General features: G+C 65.3%; 24 protein-coding genes. 15 read left to right on the top strand and 9 right to left on the bottom strand.

The window, feature by feature from the left end:
* Nucleotides 1-80 precede the first annotated feature (80 nt).
* Both argJ and mutT read left to right on the top strand, forming a co-directional pair.
* Complete coding sequence (argJ, locus tag HYH08_RS20465) at nt 81-1,322, top strand: bifunctional glutamate N-acetyltransferase/amino-acid acetyltransferase ArgJ (RefSeq protein WP_220011615.1); 1,242 nt, start codon at nt 81-83, stop codon at nt 1,320-1,322.
* An 11-nt stretch (nt 1,323-1,333) separates the two neighbouring features.
* The gene (mutT, locus tag HYH08_RS20460; RefSeq protein ID WP_220011614.1) at nt 1,334-1,744 is read left to right on the top strand and encodes an 8-oxo-dGTP diphosphatase MutT; all 411 of its coding nucleotides are present in this window, start codon (nt 1,334-1,336) and stop codon (nt 1,742-1,744) included.
* A gap of 123 nt (nt 1,745-1,867) precedes the next feature.
* On the opposite strand, the gene HYH08_RS20455 is transcribed toward mutT, so the two are convergent.
* A complete protein-coding gene (locus tag HYH08_RS20455) occupies nt 1,868-2,746 on the bottom strand; it encodes a methyltransferase domain-containing protein (protein ID WP_220011613.1) in 879 nt (292 codons plus the stop codon).
* A gap of 96 nt (nt 2,747-2,842) precedes the next feature.
* Here HYH08_RS20455 and HYH08_RS20450 point away from each other — a divergent pair, with 96 nt between their 5' ends.
* The 4 genes from HYH08_RS20450 to HYH08_RS20435 are packed head-to-tail and all read left to right on the top strand — an operon-like array spanning nt 2,843 to nt 5,317.
* Complete coding sequence (locus HYH08_RS20450; RefSeq protein ID WP_220011612.1) at nt 2,843-3,640, top strand: ComF family protein; 798 nt, start codon at nt 2,843-2,845, stop codon at nt 3,638-3,640.
* Nucleotides 3,641-3,687: 47 nt separating this feature from the next.
* The gene (grxC, locus tag HYH08_RS20445) at nt 3,688-3,963 is read left to right on the top strand and encodes a glutaredoxin 3 (RefSeq protein WP_220011611.1); all 276 of its coding nucleotides are present in this window, start codon (nt 3,688-3,690) and stop codon (nt 3,961-3,963) included.
* On the top strand, nt 3,960-4,838 hold the full coding sequence (locus tag HYH08_RS20440; RefSeq protein ID WP_220011610.1) for a carbon-nitrogen hydrolase family protein: 879 nt from the start codon (nt 3,960-3,962) through the stop codon (nt 4,836-4,838). Before grxC ends, HYH08_RS20440 begins: the two co-directional genes overlap by 4 nt.
* The gene (locus HYH08_RS20435; RefSeq protein ID WP_220011609.1) at nt 4,835-5,317 is read left to right on the top strand and encodes a DUF1178 family protein; all 483 of its coding nucleotides are present in this window, start codon (nt 4,835-4,837) and stop codon (nt 5,315-5,317) included. Before HYH08_RS20440 ends, HYH08_RS20435 begins: the two co-directional genes overlap by 4 nt.
* Here the strand turns inward: HYH08_RS20435 and HYH08_RS20430 are convergent.
* From HYH08_RS20430 to HYH08_RS20420, 3 genes are all read right to left on the bottom strand, one after another.
* On the bottom strand, nt 5,314-6,213 hold the full coding sequence (locus HYH08_RS20430; protein WP_220011608.1) for an EamA family transporter: 900 nt from the start codon (nt 6,211-6,213) through the stop codon (nt 5,314-5,316). The two genes, HYH08_RS20435 and HYH08_RS20430, sit on opposite strands and share 4 nt — an antisense overlap.
* 106 nt (nt 6,214-6,319) lie before the next feature.
* Nucleotides 6,320-7,093, bottom strand: coding sequence for a bifunctional 2-polyprenyl-6-hydroxyphenol methylase/3-demethylubiquinol 3-O-methyltransferase UbiG (gene ubiG / locus HYH08_RS20425; protein WP_220011607.1), 774 nt, complete (start codon nt 7,091-7,093; stop codon nt 6,320-6,322).
* 13 nt (nt 7,094-7,106) lie between these two features.
* Nucleotides 7,107-7,574 (bottom strand): PH domain-containing protein, encoded by a 468-nt coding sequence (locus tag HYH08_RS20420; RefSeq protein WP_220011606.1) that lies wholly within the window; start codon nt 7,572-7,574, stop codon nt 7,107-7,109.
* 163 nt (nt 7,575-7,737) lie between these two features.
* Between HYH08_RS20420 and HYH08_RS20415 the strand changes: the two genes are divergently transcribed.
* The 5 genes from HYH08_RS20415 to HYH08_RS20395 all read left to right on the top strand — a co-directional run bounded on the left by HYH08_RS20415 (nt 7,738) and on the right by HYH08_RS20395 (nt 14,801).
* Nucleotides 7,738-8,994, top strand: a complete 1,257-nt coding sequence (locus HYH08_RS20415) for an aspartate kinase (protein WP_220011605.1) — start codon at nt 7,738-7,740, stop codon at nt 8,992-8,994.
* A 270-nt stretch (nt 8,995-9,264) separates the two neighbouring features.
* A complete protein-coding gene (gene ptsP, locus HYH08_RS20410; RefSeq protein ID WP_220011604.1) occupies nt 9,265-11,532 on the top strand; it encodes a phosphoenolpyruvate--protein phosphotransferase in 2,268 nt (755 codons plus the stop codon).
* A 57-nt stretch (nt 11,533-11,589) separates the two neighbouring features.
* On the top strand, nt 11,590-12,675 hold the full coding sequence (prfA, locus tag HYH08_RS20405) for a peptide chain release factor 1 (RefSeq protein WP_220011603.1): 1,086 nt from the start codon (nt 11,590-11,592) through the stop codon (nt 12,673-12,675).
* Between the two features lie 3 nt (nt 12,676-12,678).
* Nucleotides 12,679-13,560 (top strand): peptide chain release factor N(5)-glutamine methyltransferase, encoded by an 882-nt coding sequence (gene prmC / locus HYH08_RS20400; protein ID WP_220011602.1) that lies wholly within the window; start codon nt 12,679-12,681, stop codon nt 13,558-13,560.
* Between the two features lie 461 nt (nt 13,561-14,021).
* Nucleotides 14,022-14,801, top strand: a complete 780-nt coding sequence (locus tag HYH08_RS20395; protein WP_220011601.1) for a DUF4167 domain-containing protein — start codon at nt 14,022-14,024, stop codon at nt 14,799-14,801.
* A 58-nt stretch (nt 14,802-14,859) separates the two neighbouring features.
* Here HYH08_RS20395 and HYH08_RS20390 read toward each other — a convergent pair whose 3' ends face one another.
* The gene (locus HYH08_RS20390) at nt 14,860-15,606 is read right to left on the bottom strand and encodes a class I SAM-dependent methyltransferase (protein ID WP_220011600.1); all 747 of its coding nucleotides are present in this window, start codon (nt 15,604-15,606) and stop codon (nt 14,860-14,862) included.
* A gap of 108 nt (nt 15,607-15,714) precedes the next feature.
* On the opposite strand from HYH08_RS20390, the gene gloB reads away from it, so the two are divergent.
* Nucleotides 15,715-16,482 carry a hydroxyacylglutathione hydrolase gene (gene gloB / locus HYH08_RS20385; RefSeq protein WP_220011599.1) on the top strand — a complete coding sequence of 256 codons (768 nt, stop codon included), beginning with the start codon at nt 15,715-15,717 and terminating at the stop codon, nt 16,480-16,482.
* A gap of 9 nt (nt 16,483-16,491) precedes the next feature.
* Nucleotides 16,492-16,914, top strand: a complete 423-nt coding sequence (locus HYH08_RS20380) for a cupin domain-containing protein (RefSeq protein ID WP_220011598.1) — start codon at nt 16,492-16,494, stop codon at nt 16,912-16,914.
* Between the two features lie 9 nt (nt 16,915-16,923).
* Here the strand turns inward: HYH08_RS20380 and yddG are convergent, their stop codons facing one another.
* From yddG to HYH08_RS20365, 3 genes are all read right to left on the bottom strand, one after another.
* The gene (gene yddG / locus HYH08_RS20375; protein WP_220011597.1) at nt 16,924-17,793 is read right to left on the bottom strand and encodes an aromatic amino acid exporter YddG; all 870 of its coding nucleotides are present in this window, start codon (nt 17,791-17,793) and stop codon (nt 16,924-16,926) included.
* Nucleotides 17,794-17,933: 140 nt separating this feature from the next.
* Entirely contained in the window at nt 17,934-18,659 is a 726-nt protein-coding gene (phbB, locus tag HYH08_RS20370; protein WP_220011596.1) for an acetoacetyl-CoA reductase, read from the bottom strand.
* Nucleotides 18,660-18,907: 248 nt separating this feature from the next.
* Entirely contained in the window at nt 18,908-20,086 is a 1,179-nt protein-coding gene (locus HYH08_RS20365; RefSeq protein ID WP_220011595.1) for an acetyl-CoA C-acetyltransferase, read from the bottom strand.
* A gap of 294 nt (nt 20,087-20,380) precedes the next feature.
* Here HYH08_RS20365 and phaR point away from each other — a divergent pair, with 294 nt between their 5' ends.
* Both phaR and HYH08_RS20355 read left to right on the top strand, forming a co-directional pair.
* Nucleotides 20,381-20,977 carry a polyhydroxyalkanoate synthesis repressor PhaR gene (gene phaR, locus HYH08_RS20360; RefSeq protein WP_220011594.1) on the top strand — a complete coding sequence of 199 codons (597 nt, stop codon included), beginning with the start codon at nt 20,381-20,383 and terminating at the stop codon, nt 20,975-20,977.
* Nucleotides 20,978-21,046: 69 nt separating this feature from the next.
* Nucleotides 21,047-21,661, top strand: a complete 615-nt coding sequence (locus HYH08_RS20355; RefSeq protein WP_220011593.1) for a class I SAM-dependent methyltransferase — start codon at nt 21,047-21,049, stop codon at nt 21,659-21,661.
* 48 nt (nt 21,662-21,709) lie between these two features.
* Here the strand turns inward: HYH08_RS20355 and HYH08_RS20350 are convergent, their stop codons facing one another.
* Complete coding sequence (locus tag HYH08_RS20350) at nt 21,710-22,597, bottom strand: branched-chain amino acid aminotransferase (RefSeq protein ID WP_220011592.1); 888 nt, start codon at nt 22,595-22,597, stop codon at nt 21,710-21,712.
* Between the last annotated feature and the right edge of the window lie 55 nt (nt 22,598-22,652).

Genomic DNA, 22,652 nt, shown 5'->3' with positions numbered 1-22,652 from the left:
GTGAAGAGTATCTAAGCCTTCGTGATGCCCGGCCCCCGCGCCGGGCATCTGCTTGTCCAGATCCCACCAAGGCGCCCGCGATGTCCTCTTCCGTCTCCCCCCTCGCCCCGAAAAACGTCCCTGATATGCCCGTGATCGCGGGCGTCCGTCTTGCGACGGCCGAGGCCGGTATCCGCTACAAGAACCGCACCGACGTGCTGCTGGCAATCATGGACAAGGGCACGGCGGTCGCCGGCGTCTTCACCAAGTCAAAATGCCCGTCCGCGCCCGTCGAATGGTGCCGTGCAAAACTGAAGGGCGGCAAGGCCCGCGCCCTCGTCGTCAATTCGGGCAATGCCAACGCCTTCACCGGCAAGACCGGCCGCAGCTCGACCGCGCTGACCGCCAAGATCGCGGCCAAGGCGGTCGGCTGCAGCGAGAGCGAGATCTTCCTGGCCTCGACCGGCGTGATCGGCGAGCCGCTGGACGCGACCAAGTTCGACGGCGTGCTCGGTCGCCTCGCCGAGACCGCCGAGCCCGGCGACTACCTCGCTGCCGCCAAGGCGATCATGACCACCGACACCTTCCCGAAAGTCGCGACCGCGACCGTCAAGCTCGGCAAGGCCAAGGTCACCATCAACGGCATGGCCAAGGGCGCCGGCATGATCGCGCCCGACATGGCGACGATGCTGTCCTTCATCTTCACGGACGCGCCGATCGCGCCTGCCGCGCTGCAGGCTCTACTCAAGGCCGGCGTCGAAGACACCTTCAATGCGGTGACGATCGACGGCGACACCTCGACCTCGGACACGCTGCTGGCCTTTGCCACGGGCGCTGCCGCCGAGCATGGCGCGCCAAAAATCAGCCGCGCCAGCGACCCGCGCCTGAAGGCCTTCGTCAAGGCGTTCAACCAAATTCTTGCCAACCTCTCGGAACAGGTCGCACGCGACGGCGAAGGCGCGCGAAAACTGCTCGAGATCACCGTCGAGGGCGCCAAGACCAAGGCGTCAGCGCGCAAGATCGCGATGTCGATTGCAAACTCGCCGCTGGTCAAGACGGCGATCGCCGGCGAGGACGCCAATTGGGGCCGCGTCGTGATGGCAGTCGGCAAGGCCGGCGAGACGGCCGATCGCGACAGGCTCTCGATCTCCTTCAACGGCATCCGCGTCGCCAAGAGCGGCGCACGCGATCCGTCCTACGACGAGGCGCAGGTGTCGGAAGCGATGAAAGCGCCGGAGATCGCAATCAAGGTTTCGCTCGGCCTCGGCAAGGGCCGCGACCGCGTGCTGACCTGCGATCTGACGAAGGAATATGTGGCGATCAACGGGGATTACAGGTCTTAAATCGAACGCCGATGGCCGATCTCAAACTGACACTGGTGGTGGCCTGCGCGCTGGTCGACGCCGACAAGCGCGTCCTGATCGCGCAGCGCCCCGAGGGCAAGGCACTGGCGGGCCTGTGGGAATTCCCCGGCGGCAAGCTGGAGCCCGGCGAGCGGCCGGAGCAGACCCTGATCCGCGAGCTGCACGAGGAGCTCGGCATCACCGTTGCCGAGCCGTGCCTGGCCCCGCTGACGTTTGCGAGCTACGGCTACGAGACGTTTCATCTGTTGATGCCGCTCTACATCTGCCGGCGCTGGGAGGGACAGGTGGCGGGCCGCGAAGGCCAGAACCTTGCCTGGGTCCGCGCCAACAAGCTGCGCGACTACCCGATGCCGCCCGCGGACATCCCGCTGATCCCGCATTTGATTGATCTGCTGATGTGAGACGAGGCGCTCACCACAGCCTCCGTCATGGCCGGGCTTGACCCGGCCATCCACGTCCTTCAGCTCGGCACGAAGATCGTGGATGCCCGGGACAAGCCCGGGCATGACGCGGAGAGAGACAGCCTACCCCTCCCCCGCCTTCTTCACCGCCTCCGCCAGGCTCGCCTTCGCCGAACCCGGCTTCAGCGGTTGCTGCTGGCTCGCATGCGGGGCCCAGCCGGATAGCCAGACGATGTCGAACGTCGCGCGGATGCGGCCGTCGGCATCGGCAAAGCGCTCGGCATAGATCTCGGCCATGCGCAGCAACGTCGCGCGCCGGCTCGGCGTGCGGCGCCGCTCGATCAGCACGTTGGCCGCGCCCATGCGGCGGAGATCCTGCATCAGCGCAAACGCATTGGAATAGCGCACCACGACGCGATCGACGTCGGTGACCGGCAGCGCAAAACCGGCGCGCTGCAACAGCGCACCGATGTCGCGCAAATCGGCGAACGGCGCGACGCGCGGCGACACGCCGCCCTCGCATTCCGCCTCCGCCGCGGCAAAGGCCTGGCGCAGCTCCGTCAGGCTGTCGCCACCGATCATCGCGGCGAGCAGCAGCCCATCCGGCTTCAGGGCACGGCGGATCTGCGCGAGCACGCCCGGCAGGTCGTTGACGAATTGCAGCGCCAGCGCGGAAATGACGAGATCGATGCTTTCAGGCGCGAATGGAAGCTTTTCCGCACCCGCCGCATCGAGCGCGATATGCGCGATGGACGGAAGCCGCACACGCAGTCCAGCGAGCCCCCCACCTGGCGTCCAGAGATCGACCGGGGCCTGAAACTCGCGCATCACCGCAGCCAGACGGTCCGACATGTCCTCGGCGACCCGATCGAGCAGAAAGGTCACTTCGCCCTGTGCCTGCGCGCGGCTCTGCCGCGCATGCAAAAGTGCGCGATCGAACAAAGCGGGCGGGGTTTGCGGGGTCTGGGCCATGCCGCTGGTTACGCCGATCGTGCCGGTCATTGCAATCTCCTCTCACGTGTCCCGGACGCGCTGCGCTGCGTCCGGGGCACGAGAGTGTGGCTTGAGGCCCAGCAAACGGAACGCTAGCCTCCCATCATGGACGCCAACGCCGCCCCAACCCGCACCATCGCCGCACCGTTGCGCGCCGCGTGGACGGCTGGCCGTCATGTCCTGACGCGGACGGCACGGCTCGCACTCGACATCGCGCTGCCGACGCTGTGCGTATCCTGCCGCGAGCCGGTGGATGGCGAAGGCGTCTGCGCGGCCTGCTGGGCAAGACTGTCGTTCATCGAACGGCCCTATTGCCCGCGGCTCGGCATCCCGTTCGTCTATGATCCCGGCCCCGACATGCTGTCGATGGAGGCGATCGCGAGCCCGCCGGCCTACCAGCGGGCGCGCGCGGCGGTCCGCTACGACGACGTTGCGCGCGCGCTGGTGCATGCGCTGAAATACCAGGACCGCACCGATCTCGCGCCGGCCATGGGCCGCTGGATGGCGCGCGCCGGCGGCGAGCTGCTGGCCGACGCCGACATGCTGATTCCCGTTCCGTTGCATTGGCGGCGGGCCTGGCGCCGCCGCTACAACCAGTCCGGGGTGCTGGCACGCATCATCGAACGGCAGTCCGGAGTGAAGGTGCGGGGTGACGTGCTGCGCCGGGTGCGCGCCACCGAGCAGCAGATCGGCCTGTCGCGGGCGCAGCGCGCCACCAATGTGCAGGGCGCATTCCAGGTATCCCCCGACCGTCAAGCCGAGGTTCAGGGCCGGCGGATCGTCCTCGTCGACGACGTCCTGACCTCGGGCGCGACACTGGATGCCTGCGCGCGGGCCCTGCTCCGCGCCAAAGCGGCCCAGGTCGACGTGCTGGTCTTCGCCCGGGTTGTCGAGAGCCGGTGAAGTCCCATATAATTCAATGAATTCATGACATGAGAGCGCCTGACAACATGACCGCTGCTGTCGAGATCTATACCAGGCCGGGTTGCGGCTATTGTTCCGCCGCCAAATCGCTGCTGAACCGCAAGAAGGCGACCTTCACGGAATTCGACGTCGCCCAGAACCCGTCCTGGCGCGCGGAGATGTACGACCGCGCCGGCGAGGGATCGACCTTCCCGCAGATCTGGATCGGCGGCACCCATATCGGCGGCTGCGACGATCTCTACGCGCTCGACCGCGCGGGCAAGCTCGACGGTATGCTCGAGAGCGTCAAGGCGATCTCATGAGCGAGAACCGGACCTTCACCGCTGCGATGATTCAGATGCGCACCGGCCTGCTGCCGGAGCCGAGCCTCGCGCAGGCCACAAAACTGATCCGGCAAGCGGCTGCCAATGGCGCCGACTACGTGCAGACGCCCGAAGTCAGCAACATGATGCAGCTGAACCGCAAGGCGCTGTTCGAGCACCTCCAGAGCGAAGAGGACGACGCCTCGCTGAAGGCCTATCGCGCGCTCGCGGCGGAGCTGAAGATCCACATCCATGTCGGCTCGCTGGCGCTGCGCTTCTCGCCGGAGAAGGCGGTCAACCGCTCCTTCCTGATCGGGCCCGAGGGCAATGTGCTCGCGAGCTACGACAAGATCCACATGTTCGACATCGAGCTGCCGGACGGCGAGAGCTACCGCGAATCCGCCAATTACCAGCCCGGCGAGACCGCCGTGATCTCCGACCTGCCCTGGGGCCGCGTCGGCTTGACGATCTGCTACGACGTGCGCTTCCCCGCGCTGTATCGCGCACTGGCCGAGAGCGGCGCGTCTTTCATCACGGTGCCGTCGGCCTTCACCCGCAAGACCGGTGAAGCGCACTGGCACATCCTGCTGCGGTCCCGCGCGATCGAGACCGGCTGCTTCATCTTCGCCGCCGCTCAGGCAGGCACCCACGAGAACAAGCGCGAGACCTATGGTCACTCGCTGATCATCGACCCCTGGGGCGAGATCCTCGCCGAGGGCGATGTCGAGCCCGGCATCATCATGGCCCGGATAGACCCGGCCAAGGTCGAGACCGCGCGGCGCGCGATTCCATCGCTCCAGCACGGCCGGCGCTTCGGCGTCGCCGACCCCAAGGCCGGGCCGGACCATCTGCACCTCGTGCGGGGATCGGCATGATCCGCTACGCGCTTCACTGCGAACGGAACCACGAATTCGAAACCTGGTTCCAGAGCTCGTCCGCCTACGATTCACAGGTCAAGCGCAAGCTGGTGACCTGCCCGATCTGCGGCTCGGCGAAGGTCGAGAAGGCGATCATGGCCCCGCGCATCGTCGGCAAGAAGGGCCGCGGCCGCGCGACGGCGCCGCCGGAGCCGAGCGCGACCGCCGCGCCCGAGGCTGCACCGTCCGGCTCCACATCGCTGATGCTGGCGCAGGAGCGCGAGCTGCGCGCCAAGCTGAAAGAGCTGCGCGACCACATCGTCAAGAACGCCGACAATGTCGGCGAGAAGTTTGCGAACGAAGCGCGCGCGATGCATTATGGCGACAAGGAGCATCGCCCGATCTACGGCGAGGCCTCGCCTGAAGAGGCGAAGTCGCTGATCGACGAGGGCATCGAGGTCTCGCCGCTGCCGACCTTGCCGGAAGACAGGAACTAGATCCCCACCAGCAGCGCCACGCCCACCACGATCAGCGCGATGCCAAAAATCTCGCGCGGCGCTATCGGCTGCTTGAACGAGTAATATGCCACGCCCTGCGCGAACAGCACCTCGATCAGCGCGAGCGTGCGGACATTGGCGGCCGCCGTCAGCGCGAACGCCAGAAACCAGAACTGCGAGGCAAAGGCGCCCATGAAGCCGGCGAGCAGCGACGGCTTCCACAATCCCAGGATCGCCTGAAGCACTTTTGGTGCGCGCCAGAGCAGATAGACCGTCAGGATCAGCGTCTGCACGAACAGGCCGAGCACGAGCGTGAACGAGGCCGAGGTCACGAAGGAGACGCCCGGCACGTTGATGATGGCGCCGCGAAAACCGACCGCGGACAGCGCAAACGCCGCGGCCGCGACGAGGCCGGTGATGGTCGGCTTCAGCTCGGCAAAGCTCTTCTCGCCGCCCGGACGGAGCGCCGTGATGACGACGCCGACGGTCGCAATCAAGATCGCCAGCACCTTCAACCAGGTGAGGTGATCGCCAAGGAAGACGAAGCCGAAGATCGCGGTCTGGATCGCTTCGGTCTTGAGGTACGCCGTCGTCACCACGAAGGAGCGGTCGTTCATCGCAAGCAGCATCAGGCCGGTGGCGACGATCTGGCTGAGCGCCCCGAGCAGCAGCCACGGCCAGAACACCGATGGCGGCATGCCGATATGATCGACGGTCGCAACCAGCACCAGCCCCAAGAACAGCACCGAGAACGGGAAGCCGAACAGGAAGCGGATATTGGTCGCCCCCCACGTCCCCAGCGGCTTCGTCAACGACCGCTGCATCGCGTTGCGCGCGACCTGCCCGAGCGCAGCGATGATGGTGAAGGGAATCCAGAGGCTGGTGATGGTGAGCATGGGAACAGATGCTAGAGCAGGAGGAGGAAGGCCAACCTGCCGCTGGCGCCCAAGCAGGTCAATCACGCCTACGTCATAGGAGCGATGCTCACGCCTGCTTCCGCCCTCACACCATCCCCTCCGCCACCACCATGTAGTTCACGTCCATGTCGGACGAGAGGCTCCATTTGTCGGCGAAGGGTGAGTAGACGACGCCGGTTTGCTCGGTGATGACGAGGCGGTTGTCCAAAAGATACTTCGTGAGCTCGTCGGGGGTGACGAACTTGTTCCACTCATGGGTGCCGCGCGGCAGCCAGCGCAGGACGTATTCGGCGCCGACGATGGCGAGTGCGAAGCTCTTCCAGTTGCGGTTAAGCGTGGACACGACCATCAGGCCGTTCGGCTTCAGCATCGATGCGCAGCGCTTCAGGAAAACCCCGACGTCGACGACGTGCTCGACCACCTCCATTGCCAGCACGATGTCGAAGCGCTCGCGCGGGTCGATCTCTTCGACGGTGGTGCAGCGGTAGTCGATTGCAAGATGGCTCTTCACGGCATGGAGTCTTGCCGCGGCGATGTTGCTCTGGGAGGGATCGACGCCGATCACCTGCGCGCCGAGGCGCGCGAGCGGCTCGCAAAGCAGGCCGGCGCCGCAGCCGATGTCGAGCACACGCAAGCCGCCGAGACAGTTGAGGCTGCGCACATTGCGCTCGAACTTGCGGCAGGCGGCGTCGCGGATATAGCCGAGCCGCAGCGGGTTGATCCGATGCAGCGGCGCCATCTTGCCCTTGGGGTCCCACCACTCCGCCGAGAGTTTTGAGAACTTTTCGATCTCGGCGGCATCGACGGTCGAGCCCGGCTGGGCTGTCGCGGAGGGGGAAGTATTTTGCTGCATGCTCATGTTAGCCGCGGTCCTACCGCGTGGTGATCGAGCTACGGAAGGCGAGCGGTGAGGCGATGGTGCGGATGGTCTCGCGTCCTTCGCCGACGCCGTTGATGGTCACGTCGCCGTAGTTGAGAATACGTCCAAGGATGGTCTGGTTGACATCGACACTCTCGACCTTGTCCAGCGCCATTTCAAAGGTGCGGCGCTTGATGAAGCCGATCTTGTGCACAACCCTGAGGTTGGTGACGTCGGTCTCGGTGGTGAGGCGATGGAACCAGCCCCTCACGGTCCAGTACAGGGCGGCCAGCGCCACCAGGCCGGAGCCGAACAGGCAGATGATCATCACGCTGTAGATATCGCTCTGCCGGGACAGGACGAACAGGGCCAAGGCCACGATCCAGGCCAAAATCGCCGGAAAATAGAAGATCCAGTGCGCATTGGTCGAATACAGCACCCGCTCGCCGGGCTGCAGGATTTCGTCAATATAGCGCGCCATAACCTCTGATAACCCATTGCCCGGAATGGGCCCCCAACAGCCTCATGAGGAACCCGCTTGCCCCGGGCGCCGCCCCTCTGTATACGCGCGGTCGGTATCCCCCGGGGCATCCGTCCGGCGCGGGTCACCATACTGATCCTCAAGAGGGAATGCACGCGTCGTCATGAGCCGCCTCGTGATGAAATTCGGCGGCACGTCCGTCGCCAACATCGAACGTATCCGCAACGTCGCACGCCATGTGAAGCGTGAGGTCGACGCCGGCCATGAAGTGGCCGTGGTCGTCTCGGCGATGTCCGGCAAGACCAACGAGCTGGTGGCCTGGTGCACCGAGGCCTCGCCGATGCACGACGCACGCGAATACGACGCCGTCGTCGCCTCCGGCGAGCAGGTGACGTCGGGCCTGCTGGCGATCGTGCTTCAGAGCATGGGCATCCAGGCCCGCTCCTGGCAGGGCTGGCAGATCCCGATCAAGACCAGCGACGCCCATGCCTCGGCCAGGATCGAGGACATCGACGGCAGCGAGATCATCAAGCGCTTCAAGGAGCGAAAAGAGGTCGCGGTCATCGCCGGCTTCCAGGGCATCGATCCCAGGACGGGCCGCATTACCACGCTCGGCCGCGGCGGCTCCGACACGTCGGCCGTGGCAGTTGCCGCCGCCGTCAAGGCCGACCGCTGCGACATCTACACCGACGTCGACGGCGTCTACACCACCGATCCGCGAATTGTGCCGAAGGCTAAGCGGCTCGATAAGATCGCATTCGAGGACATGCTGGAACTGGCGTCCCAGGGCGCCAAAGTGCTCCAGGTGCGCTCGGTGGAACTCGGCATGGTCCACAACATGCCGATCTTCGTCCGTTCGAGCTTCGACAAGCCCGAGGATATCGACCCGCATGCCAACCAGCCGCCCGGCACGCTGATCTGCGGCGAGGAGGAGATCATGGAAAACCACGTTGTCACCGGTATCGCCTTTTCGAAGGACGAGGCCCAGATCTCGGTGCGCCAGATCGAGGACAAGCCTGGCGTCGCGGCCTCGATCTTCGGCCCGCTGGCCGATGCCAACATCAACGTCGACATGATCGTCCAGAACGTGTCCGAGGACGGCAAGACCACCGACCTCACCTTCACGGTGCCGGCCGCCGATTACACCCGCGCCAAGGAGACGATCACCGCCGCCAAGGCCACGATCGGTTATGCACGGCTGGATACCGCGACCGACGTCGCCAAGATCTCGGTGATCGGCAGCGGCATGCGCAGCCATGCTGGCGTCGCCGCCCAGGCGTTCTCGGCCCTCGCCGGACGGAATATCAACATCCGGGCCATTACAACCTCCGAGATCAAATTCTCGGTTTTGATCGACACTGCCTATACCGAGCTCGCGGTGCGCACCCTGCATACGCTCTACGGCCTCGACCAAGGTTAGACTAATTTTCTCTTAGCGGTCGCAGCAAACGCGAAGGTGTACACACCTTCGCGTTTGGCAGGCGTTTTGCTTGGCAAAACAAGCCCCAGTTCGCTATACGGCGAAGAGGGTGGGCTGCCGCTGACTGTGTCCCAGTTCAGGCGGCGCTGATTCGGTGCAAGCGAGAGTTTGTACCTGCGCCGGACAAACAATTTGGTTGTTTTTCTGGAATTTTAGGCCAGCCGCCGGCCGATACCGCCGGGCCCGGCAGACGGAGGAGATTGACGGTTCATGCGGAGCGCGTCGGGAGGTCCCCGCGTCTTGTTGAGACGGCTCCGCGAAACCATGGCGGAGCAGGTCTCGGCCCAGGAGCGGCTGGACAAGATCGTGGTGCTGATCGCCGCCAACATGGTGGCCGAGGTGTGCTCGGTCTATGTGCTGCGCATCGACAACACCCTCGAGCTCTACGCCACCGAAGGCCTCAACCGCGAGGCCGTGCACCATACCGTGCTCAGCGCCCATGAGGGCCTGGTCGGCCTCGTCGCCAGCGAAGCGACGCCGCTCAATTTGAACGACGCGCAGAGCCATCCGGCCTTCTCGTTCCGTCCCGAGACCGGCGAAGAGATTTACCACTCCTTCCTTGGCGTGCCGATCCTGCGCGCCGGCAACACGCTCGGCGTGCTGGTGGTGCAGAACCGGGCCAAGCGCACCTATGTCGAGGAAGAGCTCGAGGCACTCCAGACCACCGCGATGGTGTTGGCGGAGCTGATCGCCTCCGGCGAATTGTCGGCGCTGGCCCAGCCGGGCCTCGAGCCGGCCGCGCGCCACTCGATGCAGAAGGTCGGCGCGATCCTGTCGGAAGGCATCGCGCTCGGCCATGTCGTGCTGCACGAGCCGCGCGTCGTCATCAAGGACTACATCGCCGAGGACCTGCCGAAGGAAATCAAGCGGCTCGACACCGCGCTGGCCAAGCTGCGCGCCGATCTCGACCGCATGCTGGAGCGCGGCGACGTCGCCGAGGGCGGCGAGCACCGCGAGGTGCTGGAAGCCTACCGCATGTTCGCCAACGACCAGGGCTGGTCGCACAAGCTGCACGAGGCGGTCGCCACCGGCCTCACCGCGGAAGCCGCGGTCGAACGCGTGCAGTCCGACACCCGCGCGCGCATGCTGCGCTCCACCGATCCTTATCTGCGCGACCGGCTTCATGACCTCGAAGACCTCGGCTACCGCCTGATGCGGCAGCTGGTCGGCCAGGACCACGCGCCCTCGCGCGAGCAGCTGCCCGACAACGCCATCGTCATCGCCCGCGCGATGGGCCCGGCGGCGCTGCTCGACTACGACCGCAAGCGCCTGCGCGGCATCGTGCTGGAGGAGGGCACCGCCAATTCCCACGTCTCGATCGTGGCGCGCGCGCTCGGCATTCCCGCGGTCGGCGAGGTCCCGAATGCGCCCGGCATCGCCGATCCCGGCGATGCCATCATCGTCGACGGCACGTCGGGCTCGATCTATGTCCGCCCATCGCAGGAGATCGAGGCGGCCTTCGCCGAGCGCGTGCGCTTCCGCGCCCGCCGCCAGGCGCAGTATCTGGCGCTGCGCGACCGGCCCTGCGTCACCAAGGACGGCCAGAAGGTCGAGCTGATGATCAATGCAGGTCTCGCCATCGACCTGCCGCATATCGAGGACACCGGCAGCGCCGGCATCGGCCTGTTCCGCACCGAGCTGCAGTTCATGGTCGGGCAGAGCCTGCCGCGTACCAGCGACCAGCTTGCGCTCTACCGCACCGTGCTGGATGCGGCCGGCTCCAAGCCCGTCACCTTCCGCACCCTCGACATCGGCGGCGACAAGGCGCTGCCCTATATGGAAGCGGTCATCGAGGAGAATCCGGCGCTGGGCTGGCGCGCGATCCGGCTTGGACTCGATCGTCCCGGCCTGCTCCGCGGCCAGATCCGCGCACTGCTGCGCGCCGGCGGCGGCCGCGCACTTCGCATCATGTTTCCGATGATCTCGGAGGTCGCCGAGTTCGATGCCGCGAAGGCGCTGGTCGAGCGCGAGCTGACTTATCTGCGCCAGCACGGCCACACGCTGCCGGAGCGCATCGACATCGGCACCATGGTCGAGGTGCCCGCCCTGCTCTACCAGCTCGACGAGCTCCTGAAGAAGGTCGACTTCATCTCGGTCGGCTCCAACGATCTGTTCCAGTTCCTGTTCGCGGTCGACCGCGGCAATGCAAAAGTCTCCGAGCGCTTCGACACCATGTCGGCGCCGATCCTGCGCGCGCTGCGCGACATCGCGCGCAAGGCACAAGCCGCGAACAAGTCGCTGTCGCTGTGCGGCGAGATGGCCTCCAAGCCGATCGGCGCACTGGCGCTGATCGCAATGGGCTATCGCTCGCTGTCGCTGTCGGCGACCGCGCTCGGCCCGGTCAAGGCCATGGTGATCGATCTCGACGCCAAGAAGGCCGAGGCGATGCTCAACCCGCTGCTGGATGCGCCAAGCGGCAGCGTCTCGATCCGGCAGAAGCTGACGGAATTTGCCGAGGCCGAAGGCCTGGCCTTGTAGCGGGCCTGCTGCCGCTGTCCGCCGCCTCGTCTTTTTCCGTCATTTGAGACTTACCCGATGTCGTCACTCCCCGAAGCCAAACTGGACGTGCTGCTTGCACATCACGCCTCTCTCGAGGCCGAATCGCTGGGGCAGCTCGCCTCCGAGCGCTATGTGCAGATCACGCGCGAGCTCGCCGAGATCACGCCGCTGATCGAGGCGGTGAAAGCTTATCGTTCTGCAGTCAAAGAGCTTGCCGACACCGAGGCACTGATCGCCGATCCCGCGACGGACGCCGAGATGCGCAGCATGGCGGAGGCCGAGCGCGACGAGCTGACGCCCAGAATCGAAGAACTGGTCCAGAAAATCCGCGTCGCCCTGCTGCCCAAGGACGCCATGGACGACCGCAACGTGGTCCTGGAAATCCGCGCCGGCACCGGCGGCGACGAGGCTTCGCTGTTCGCCGGCGACCTGTTCCGGATGTACGAGCGCTTCGCCGCCCTGCAGGGCTGGAAGGTCGAGGTGATCTCGGCCAGCGAAGGCACCGTCGGCGGCTACAAGGAAATCATCGCGGAGGTGCAGGGCCGCGGCGCCTTCTCGAAGCTGAAGTTCGAATCCGGCGTGCACCGTGTGCAGCGCGTCCCCGACACCGAGACGCAGGGGCGCATCCATACATCCGCGGCGACGGTCGCGGTACTGCCCGAGGTCGAGGACGTCGACGTCGACATCAAGAACGAGGATCTGCGCATCGAGACCATGCGCGCGCAGGGGGCAGGCGGCCAGCACGTCAACAAGACCGAATCGGCGATCCGCATCACCCACATCCCGACCGGCATCGTGGTGATGATGCAGGACAGCCGTTCGCAGCACAAGAATCGCGCCTCCGCGATGAACATCCTGCGCTCGCGCATCTACGATGCCGAGCGCCAGCGCGTCGATGCCGCGCGCTCGGCCGAGCGCAAGGAGAAGGTCGGCTCCGGAGACCGCTCGGAGCGCATCCGCACCTATAACTTCCCGCAAGGCCGCGTCACCGACCACCGCATCAACTTGACGCTTTACAAGCTGCCGCAGGTGATCGCCGGCGAAGCGCTCGGCGAATTGATCGACGCGCTGACTACCGAGCATCAGGCCGCGCAGCTCGCCGCGCAAGGCGCGGCGGCGTGACGCGTGAGCAATCCCTTCACCGGACAGTCGATCGAGAGCGCCCGGCGCACCCTGGCCGCACGGCTGAAAGCGGCGCAGCTCGATGAGGCCGATCTCGACGCCCGCATCCTGATCGGCGCGGCGCTCGATCTCGATCTCACCGGGTTGATCACGCAAGCGGCCCGTCCCCTGACCGAGGCCGAAGCATCTCGGCTCGCGCAGCATGCCCAGCGCCGGATCGCCGGCGAGCCTGTCGCGCGCATTCTCGGCGCGCGCGAGTTCTGGGGCCTGCCGTTTCGTCTGTCGGAAGCAACGCTGGTCCCGCGTCCCGATACCGAAACCGTGGTCGAACGCGCGCTCGAGCTGTTTCGCGAGCAACAACTGACACATCCGCCCGTTATCGCGGATCTCGGCACCGGATCTGGCGCCATCCTGCTCGCGCTGCTGCACGAGATTCCCGGTGCGTTCGGCGTCGGCACCGATGTCAGCCTGACGGCGCTCAACACCGCGCGCGACAATGCCGCGGCGCTCGGTCTCAGCGACCGCGCCGCCTTCGTGGCTTGCTCCTACGCGACAGCTCTGGGCGGCCCGTTCGATCTCATCGTGTCGAATCCGCCCTACATCCCTTCGGGGGAAATTCCAAAACTCGACATCGAGGTGCGCGAGCACGATCCGCATCTGGCGCTCGACGGCGGTAATGACGGCTATGACGCCTACCGCGCCCTGATCCCGCAGGCGGCCGAACGGCTCGCGCCCGGGGGCGCGCTGATCGTCGAGGCCGGACAGGGCCAGGCCCGGGACATTGAAACCTTGATGGCGGCTGCCGCGTTATCGGTGGACCGGCCGGCCAAGGCCGATCTGGGGGGCATCCTCCGAGCCGTTTCGGCCCGAAAAATGCCCCCATAAAAGCCGGATTGGCCAGCAAAAAACCTCTTGGAATATCGCCTGGGAACGACTACCTTCCGGTCAACAGATCGGTACCGGCCCCGTAGACCTACGGGTGAAAGCCGGGCTCTCGGGCGAGAGCGTTACTGACGAAGGTTCCAAGCCGCAGGTCCTGTTGAGCGCGATGGCGATTAGAGCTGCGCTGCGTACCGACCGCAACGTGAACGAAAGCCTGATATTGCGCTTCAAGACTTACGCAACAAAGCTGGGCTTGTTTCGGCAGGCAATATGAATGGGTTCGCTGGCGATCAAGGCTGGCGGGTGGGGAACGCGTCTTTGTTGAACGCGACGGTCGACGAACATCGGCAGGGTTCAAGCCGCTCTTGCGCGCGGTGCGCGAGAGAGCTGTGAACTGCTGTCATCAGGTCAATCTCAGCAATCAGTATGCGTGCAACCTTTAGGGCTGGAATTAAAGGCAGGACATGAGAAACGGTCAGAACAAGCAGCGGATGCGCAACCGCAACAATAATAACAATAACAACAACCGGCGCGGCCAGAACCCGATGACCCGGGTCTATGAGTCCAACGGACCCGACATCAAGATCCGCGGCACCGCCTCGCACATTGCCGAAAAATATCTCCAGCTTGCCCGCGACGCGCGCTCCTCCGGCGATCCCGTTGCAGCCGAGAACTACTACCAGCACGCCGAGCATTATTTCCGCCTGATCGCAGCGGCTCAGGAGCAGTTCCGCCAGAACCAGCAGCCGCGCGGCGACGAGCCGATCAGCACCTCCAGCGGTGACGACGGCGAGGACGACGGCGAGAATTTCTCCAATTTCGGCCAGGAGCCGGGCTTCGTCCCGCAGCCGCCGCCGCAGCAGAATTTTTCGCGCGACGGCCACCGCGATCACCAGCAGCGCGACTATCAGCAACGCGACAACCAGCAGCCCTATCAGCGCGACAACCAGCAGCCGCGCGAGCATCGCGAACGCGACCATCGTCCGCAGCCGCAATACCAGCCTCAACCCCAGCCGCTCCCGCTGAACCAGCCGCAGCCCGTCGTTGCCGACACCGGCAGCGTCGATCGCCTGCCCTCCTTCATCACCGGCGCACAGCCTCAGGTGAATGGCGGCCAAGCCAACTTCGAAGGCGGTGGTGGCGGTGAGCGCTTCCCGCGGCGGCGCCGCCGGCCGCACGGCCCGCGCCCCGAGCGCGAGGCAGCTCCGGCCGGCTCCAGCGACGAGGTCGCACCCGGCGAGTAAGCTTCTTCCGATGTTCTGATCTGCACTCGTCCCGGCCTCGCGCCGGGACGATTTGTTTTCAGGTCCGCGTCACCGTCGTCGAGGACGGCACCAGCACGGGCTTGGCCAGCGAGGGGATCAGCCGCGCTCGTTCGCGCTTGGCGGGGATCGCGCGATAGACCTGTTTGGTGGCCTCGACAATGTGCACGCCGGCAAAGGGCAACGACAGCGCCGCGCCGGCGCGCTCCCACATCTGTGCCGATTTCAGCACCCAGCCGCCGGCATAGGGCGGCATGAACAGCGCCTCGCCCCAGGCGGTCGGCGTGAACCAGGTCTGGCGCAACAGATCCGTGATCTGCGAGCGCGAATAGGGCCGGCCGTGGCCGAACGGCGTGCTGTCGGTGCGGGTCCACAGCCCACGGCGATTCGGGATCACCGCGATGACTCGCCCCGACGGCGCAAGGACACGCCACACCTCGCGCAGCAGCGCGGCCGGATCGTCCGACATCTCCAGAGCGTGGACCAGCAGGATGCGGTCGACCGCGGCATCGGGCAGCGGCAGCGAGAACTCATCGACCAGCGCGGCCAGCGCCGGCCGTCCGGTCGGCCATTTCAGCACGCCCTGGGCCGCCGGCATGAAGGCGATGCAGCGCTCGGCGTCCTCGCGGAACAGGCCCAGATAGGGCGTGGGATAGCCGATGCCCAGTACGCGCTGGCCCACGGCGCCGGGCCAGCGCTCCCTAATGCCGCGATTGATCATTTGCCGCGCCACAATCCCAAGGCGCCTCGAATAGAACTCGCGAAGGTCAACGACGTCGATGCTCATGACGGCAATGTAACATGCATGGAAGCGCAACCGCGTGCGGAATATTGCATTGCCTGCGCAACGTTAAGGCCATATTTGTCTGACGGGGCTGAGCGCGATGGAGATGTCATGGCCGCCGAAATTCGTACTTTCAGCTGTTTAAACGACAATTTCGGTTATCTGATCCACGATGTGGAAACCAAGGCGACGGCGTCGATCGATGCTCCGGAGGCAGGTCCCATCCTGAAGGCGCTGGAGCACGAGGGCTGGCAGCTCACCGACATCCTGATCACCCATCATCACGGCGATCATGTCGGCGGGGTCGCCGAACTCAAGCGGAAATACAATTGCCGCGTCGTCGCGCCGCATGACAAGACCACTGAGATCGCGGACGTCGACCTGCGCGTCGCCAATGCGGACGTGGTCAAGATCGGCAATCTGCTGGCGCGCGTGGTGGAGACCCCCGGCCACACGCTCGACCACATCTCCTACATCTTCGACACCGAGAAGACGGTGTTCGCCGCCGACACGCTGTTCTCGATCGGCTGCGGCCGCGTGTTCGAAGGCACCTACCCGATGATGTGGGATTCGCTCTTGAAGCTGCGGGCGCTGCCCGACGACTTCAAGCTCTATTGCGGCCACGAATACACCGCCTCCAACGTCAAGTTCGCGCTCACTGTCGAGCCCGACAATGCGGCGCTTCAGGCGCGTGCGGCGGAGGTGGCGAAGCTGCGGGCCGAGAACAAGCCGACCATTCCCTCACTGCTTGGTGACGAGAAGCGAGCAAACGTGTTCCTGCGGGCTGATGCGCCCGAGGTCGCGGCCAAGCTACACATGAAGGGCGCGGATGCCGCCGCCGTGTTCGGCGAGCTGCGCGAGCGCAAAAACAAGTCCTGACGAGGGCCGATGCCGACCGCAGCCGAGATCATCGCGCGCCTCGAGCTCAGGCCGCATCCTGAAGGCGGGCACTACCGCGAGACCTTTCGCGACCAGACCACGGACGCCAACGGCCGATCGCGTTCGACGCTGATCTATTTCCTGCTCGCGCGCGGTGAGCGCTCGCACTGGCACCGCATCGATGCGGTCGAGACCTGGCACTATTATGCGGGCAGCCCGCTGACGCTGCGCATCGCACATGACGGCTGCTCGCAGCATGAGGTGCGGCTCGGCACCGATCTCATCAGCGGCGAGCGGCCGCAGGGAATCGTGCCGGCAAATGCCTGGCAGATGGCGGAAACCACCGGCGAGTGGACACTGGTCGGCTGCACCGTGGCGCCCGCCTTCGAATTCGCAAAATTCGAGCTCGCGCCGAAGGGCTGGGAGCCGTAGGGCGAACAGTCACCGCTTCCGCAGCACCATGTCCTTCGCCGCGATCAGGCCGCCGCCGGCGATCAGGATCGCGGCCATGGCGATGTTGGCGCTGGCCTTGGCAAAGCCGGCGGCGATGAGAAAGCTGGTCGAGAGCAGCGGCGTCGCGTAGGACGCCGCGCCAAGCACGCGGATGTCGCCGCGCTTCATGCCGATGTCCCAGGCATAGAAGGCGGCACCGACGGGACCGATGCCGAGCGCGATCACCGAGAGCCATTGCAGCATGGTCTCGGGCCACACCGTGGTTTCGAGCAGACCATGCATCAGCGCCGCGAGCACCGATGTGGCGAGGCAGAAGCCCGCGACCGCATCGGTCGGCACCGCCTTCAATCGCCGCGACAGCACCGAATAGGTGGCCCAGACGAAGGCGGCGATGAGGGCCGCGATCAGCCCCGGCACCGCCCCGGGCGCGAAGCCGGTGGTGTTGCCGGCGAACAGCAGCACGGTGCCGACAAGCCCGAGCACCGCGCCGACGACGTGATGCACGGCCAATCGCTCGCCCGGCAGGAACGACGAGAACAGCACGATCAGCAGCGGCCACATGTAGTTCAAGAGGCCGGCTTCGGCCGGTGGCGCGAAGCGCAGCGCGAGGAAATAAAGCGCGTGATAGCCGAACAATCCGCCGACGCCGACAACCCACACGATGAGCGGCTGGCGCAGGCTTGTCGCGGCATCGCCGCGGCCGATCCAGGTGAGTAGGCCGACCAGGCCGCCGATCGCAAAGGTCATCGCGGCGAGCTGGAACGCCGGAATCGTTCCGGTCGCGACCGTCATCACCGACAGCAGCGACCACATCAGGATCGCGGTCAATCCGATCAGCGTCGCAGTGCGGGGAGTCATTGGCCAAACACTCTCGTCATGGCCGGACTTGCTTTGGCCATCCACGTTCTTTGCTTCGGAGGTTCTAAAGACGTGGATGCCCGGGACAAGCCCGGGCATGACGGAACGTTGGCTTTATGATCGAACGTGATGCGAACGCATCACACCATGTACTGGCCGCCGTTGACGGTCAGCGTCGAGCCGGTGATGGCGCCGGCTTCGTCCGCCGCGAGGAACACGACCGCGCGCGCGATCTCCTCGGGCTCGCCGAGGCGGCCGATCGGAATCAGCGGCAGGATGGCCTTTTCCAGCACGTCCTTCGGCACCGCCTGCACCATCTCGGTGTTGATGTAGCCGGGGCAGATCGCGTTCACGGTGACGCCTGCCTTGGCGTTCTCGAGCGCCAAGGCCTTGGTGAAGCCGATCTCACCGGCCTTGGCCGCGGAATAGTTCACCTGGCCGAACTGGCCCTTCTGTCCGTTGATCGAGGAGATGTTGATGATGCGGCCGAACTTCCGGCCGCGCATGCCCTCGATCACCTGGCGCGACATGTTGAACAGCGAGCCGAGATTGGTGCCGATCACGGCATTCCAATGCTCCAGGCTCATCTTGTGGAAGGCGCCGTCCTTGGTGATGCCGGCATTGTTGACGAGCACATCGATCGGGCCGACCTCGGCCTCGACCTTTTTCACGCCCTCGGCGCACGCGTCGAAATTGCTGACGTCCCATTTGTAGACGGCGATGCCGGTCTCGGCCTTGAACTTCTCCGCCGCCGCGTCGTTGCCCGCATAGCTCGCCGCGACCTTGTAGCCGGCCGCCTTCAACGCCTTGCAGATCGCAGCTCCGATGCCCCGCGTACCGCCCGTCACCAATGCAACTCGTGCCATATCGTATTCCTTCCCTTGGACTCTTCCTTGGACTCGTCGGACGTTTCTGAGTGATCGTTTTTAGCGGAGGATTATGCGGCTGGTTTGACGGACATCAAGAACAAAACGCCCGGCGTTGAGCCGGGCGTTTCTCTTTAGTCGAGGCTTGCGCGGTTGCGAAGAATATTTGATTTGCAACCGCCGCCTTTTTAGTCGCGTGCAACGCACTCACTGACGTGTGCAGCGCACCCGTCAGTCAAGTGTCATTTTCAGTCGCGCGCCAGACACATTGCGATGCCCATGCCGCCGCCGATGCACAGCGTGGCGAGGCCCTTCTTCGAATCGCGCTTCTGCATCTCGTGCAGCAGCGTCACCAGCACGCGCGCGCCGGAGGCGCCGACCGGGTGACCGATCGCGATCGCACCGCCGTTGACATTGACCTTGGCGGTATCCCAGCCGAGGTCCTTGTTGACAGCACAGGCCTGCGCCGCGAAAGCTTCGTTGGCCTCGATCAGATCGAGATCACCGACGCTCCAGCCGGCCTTCTTCAGCGCGGCGCGCGAAGCCGGGATCGGGCCCGAGCCCATGATCTTCGGATCGACGCCGGCCTGCGCCCACGAGACGATTCGGGCGAGCGGCTTCTTGCCTTCCTTGGCGGCCTGCTTGGCGGTCATCAGCACCACGGCGGCGGCGCCGTCATTGATGCCGGAGGCCGAGCCTGCGGTGACCGTGCCGTCCTTCTCGAAGGCGGGCTTGAGCTTGGCCATCGCATCGAGCGTGGCGCCATGACGCGGATATTCGTCGGCGCTGACGACGATGTCGCCCTTGCGGGTCTTGATGATGACGGGAACGATCTCGTCGTTGAACTTGCCGGCCTTCTGCGCAGCTTCCGCCTTCTGCTGCGAGGCCACCGCGAACTCGTCCTGCTGCGCGCGGGTGATCTGCCACTGCCGTGCGACGTTCTCGGCGGTATTGCCCATGTGGTAGCCGTTGAAGGCATCCCACAGGCCGTCCTTGATCATGGTGTCGACCAGTTCGAGCCCGCCCATCTTGACGCCGCCGCGTAGATGCTGGGCGTGCGGAGCCATGCTCATCGATTCCTGGCCGCCGGCGACCACGATTTCGGAATCGCCATTGAGCAGCGCCTGGTAGCCGAGCGCGACCGTGCGCAGGCCCGAGCCGCAAAGCTGGTTGACGCCCCAGGCCGGGCTCTCCACCGGAATGCCCGCGCCGATCGAGGCCTGGCGGGCGGGGTTCTGACCCTGGGCGGCGGTCAGGATCTGGCCCATGATGACTTCCGAGACCCGGCCGGGCTCGATGCCACCGCGCTCCAGCGCGGCCTTGATGGCGATGGCGCCGAGGTCATGGGCGGGAAGGGTCGCGAAGGCTCCGTTGAAGCTTCCGACCGGGGTGCGGGCGGCGCTGACGATGACGACATCGTCTGACATGGGCATCTCCTGGGGCTTGAGGTTCTGACGAAAGGGGCAGGCGGGCGATTGGAAATGGCCCGTCAGTCTCGTCCGGCATCCTGTTAACGTCGTTGCGGCATGTCAATGCCGCACCGCATTCAAAATAGCGTCCTTGGCGCTTTCGCAAGCACGTTTTTGCTGTGCAATTAACCGTGCCGCACAAAACGGTAGCGTGAGCCCGTTGAAAATGCTTATTTTGTTGCGTTGCGTACTCTTCCCGCCCTGCGGCATGGCCGCAAGGTTCCCGTTCTCAGCGTTTGCAAGTGAGAGCCCATGGCGAAATCAGACCAACCCACGACCATCAAGAAATACGCGAACCGCCGGCTCTATAACACCGGAACGAGCACCTATGTGACGCTGGAAGACCTCGCCGCCATGGTCAAGGACGGCGAAGATTTCCTGGTCTACGACGCCAAGACCGGCGACGACATCACCCGCTCCGTGCTCGCGCAGATCATCTTCGAGCAGGAGAACAAGGCTGGCCAGAACCTCTTGCCGACCACCTTCCTGCGCCAGCTGATCCGCTTCTACGGCGACAGCATGCAGATGGTGGTGCCGAAATATCTGGAGCAGTCGATCGCGACGCTGACCCAGGAGCAGGAGAAGTTCCGCAAGCAGATCGCCAACACGCTGTCCGGCACTCCGTTCGCTCCGCTGGAAGAACAAGTCCGCCGTAACATGGAGCTGTTCCAGCAGACCTTCTCGATGTTCAAGCCGTTCGCGCCGAGCGCAGGCCGCCCGGCCGCCACTCCGGAGCCGGAGCCTGATGCCAACGCCCCGGCGGCGACGGACAGCAACATCGACGACCTGCGTCAGCAGATGAAGGACATGCAGGAACGCCTCGAGCGAATGTCGAAGAAGGACGAATAGGCTTTCGCTCTCGCACCGAGGCGTCCGCATGGGCGGGCGCCGCCGTCCCGGCCAAGGCCGGAGCCGCTCATGTCTGGCCGCAGCACACATTGGCAGAACGTCTACGCCACCAAGGGCGAGACCGAAGTCAGCTGGTTTCAGGACAGCCCGGCGACCTCACTCGAGATGATTCGTGCGGCCAATCCGCAGCATGGCGCGGCCATCATCGACATCGGCGGGGGAGCCTCGCGGCTGGTCGATGCGCTGCTGCAAGGCGGCTATCGCGACATCACCGTGCTGGACCTTTCCGCCAATGCGCTCGCGGCAGCCAGACAGCGTATCGGCGAGGCCGCATCGATGGTCGACTGGATCGTCGCCGACGCCACCACATGGCAGCCGGCGAAGTCCTATGAGGTCTGGCATGATCGCGCAGCGTTTCACTTCCTGACCGATCCGCACGACAGGGCCGCTTACGTCGAGCGTCTGCGATCGGCGGTTGCGCCCGGGGGGCACGTGATCATCGCAACGTTCGCCCCGGACGGTCCGGAGAAATGCAGCGGCCTGCAGGTGCAGCGGTACGACAGCGCGAGCCTTGCGGCGGAGCTCGGAGCAGAGTTCGAGCTGATGGAGACGCGGAGGGAGACGCATCACACGCCGTGGAATTCGACGCAGGCGTTCCAGTTTAGCAGGTTTCGAAGGCGGTAGCTCCGTCAGGGCCGGGCTCGTCCCGGGCATGACGACGGGAAACGAGTATCAAGCCGCCAGCTTCACCGCATGCGCAAAGTCCCAATAGAGCTTTCGCGCCTTGGTGTAGAGCGGGCCGGGCTTCAGCTCGCGCTCGTCGATGCGGATCACGGGTGCGACCTTGGCAAAATTGCCGGTTGAGAAGATCTCGTCGGCGGTGAGGAAATCGGCATAGCGCAGCGTCTTCTCGACCACGGTGACGCCGTCGCCGCGCAGCAGGCTGATGACGCGTTGGCGCGTGATGCCGTTGAGGAACGTGCCGTTCGGCACCGGTGTGAACACGACGCCGTCCTTGGCCATGAACACGTTGGAATTGCCAAACTCTGCGACATTGCCGAGCATGTCGAGCATCAGCGCGTTGTTGAAGCCGCGGGCGGCCGCCTCCGCCAGAGCCCGCGAATTGTTCGGATAGAGGCAGGCCGCCTTGGCTTCGACCGGCGCGCATTCGGCGGTCGGCCTGCGGAACGGCGACAGCGTGATCGCATTGCCGACCGGCTTTGGCATGGGCGCCTCGTAGATGCACAAGCACCAATTGGTGGTTTCAGGATCGAACAGCACGCCGCCGCCCGAGCCGTTCTGCGCCCAATACATCGGACGGATGTAGAGCTCGGCATTCGGCGCGAAGCGCGCGATGCCTTCGTTCGCGAGCGTGAGCCAGGTGGCGGCATCGACCACCGGCTTCAGGCCGAAATTGATCGCGGATTGATTGGCGCGGGCGACGTGACGGTCGAGATCCGGTGCAACACCCTCGAACGCGCGGGCGCCATCGAACACGACCGAGCCGAGCCAGGCCGCATGCGTGCGCGGCCCCATGATCGGCACATTGCCGTCGTGCCATTTGCCCTCGAAGAAGGTCCAGCTCGGCGAATATTCGATGGGTTTCTTGATCTCGACCATGACCGGCCTCCCGTTGGCGTGATGCCGCAGTATAGCGTCACTATTGAGCGCCATT

The sequence above is a fragment of the Bradyrhizobium sp. BR 10289 genome (assembly GCF_019455385.1).
In the GTDB taxonomy this organism is placed as follows: domain Bacteria; phylum Pseudomonadota; class Alphaproteobacteria; order Rhizobiales; family Xanthobacteraceae; genus Bradyrhizobium.
Note: the sequence above shows the minus strand (reverse complement) of the source record. Positions and strands in the feature narration are given on the sequence as shown.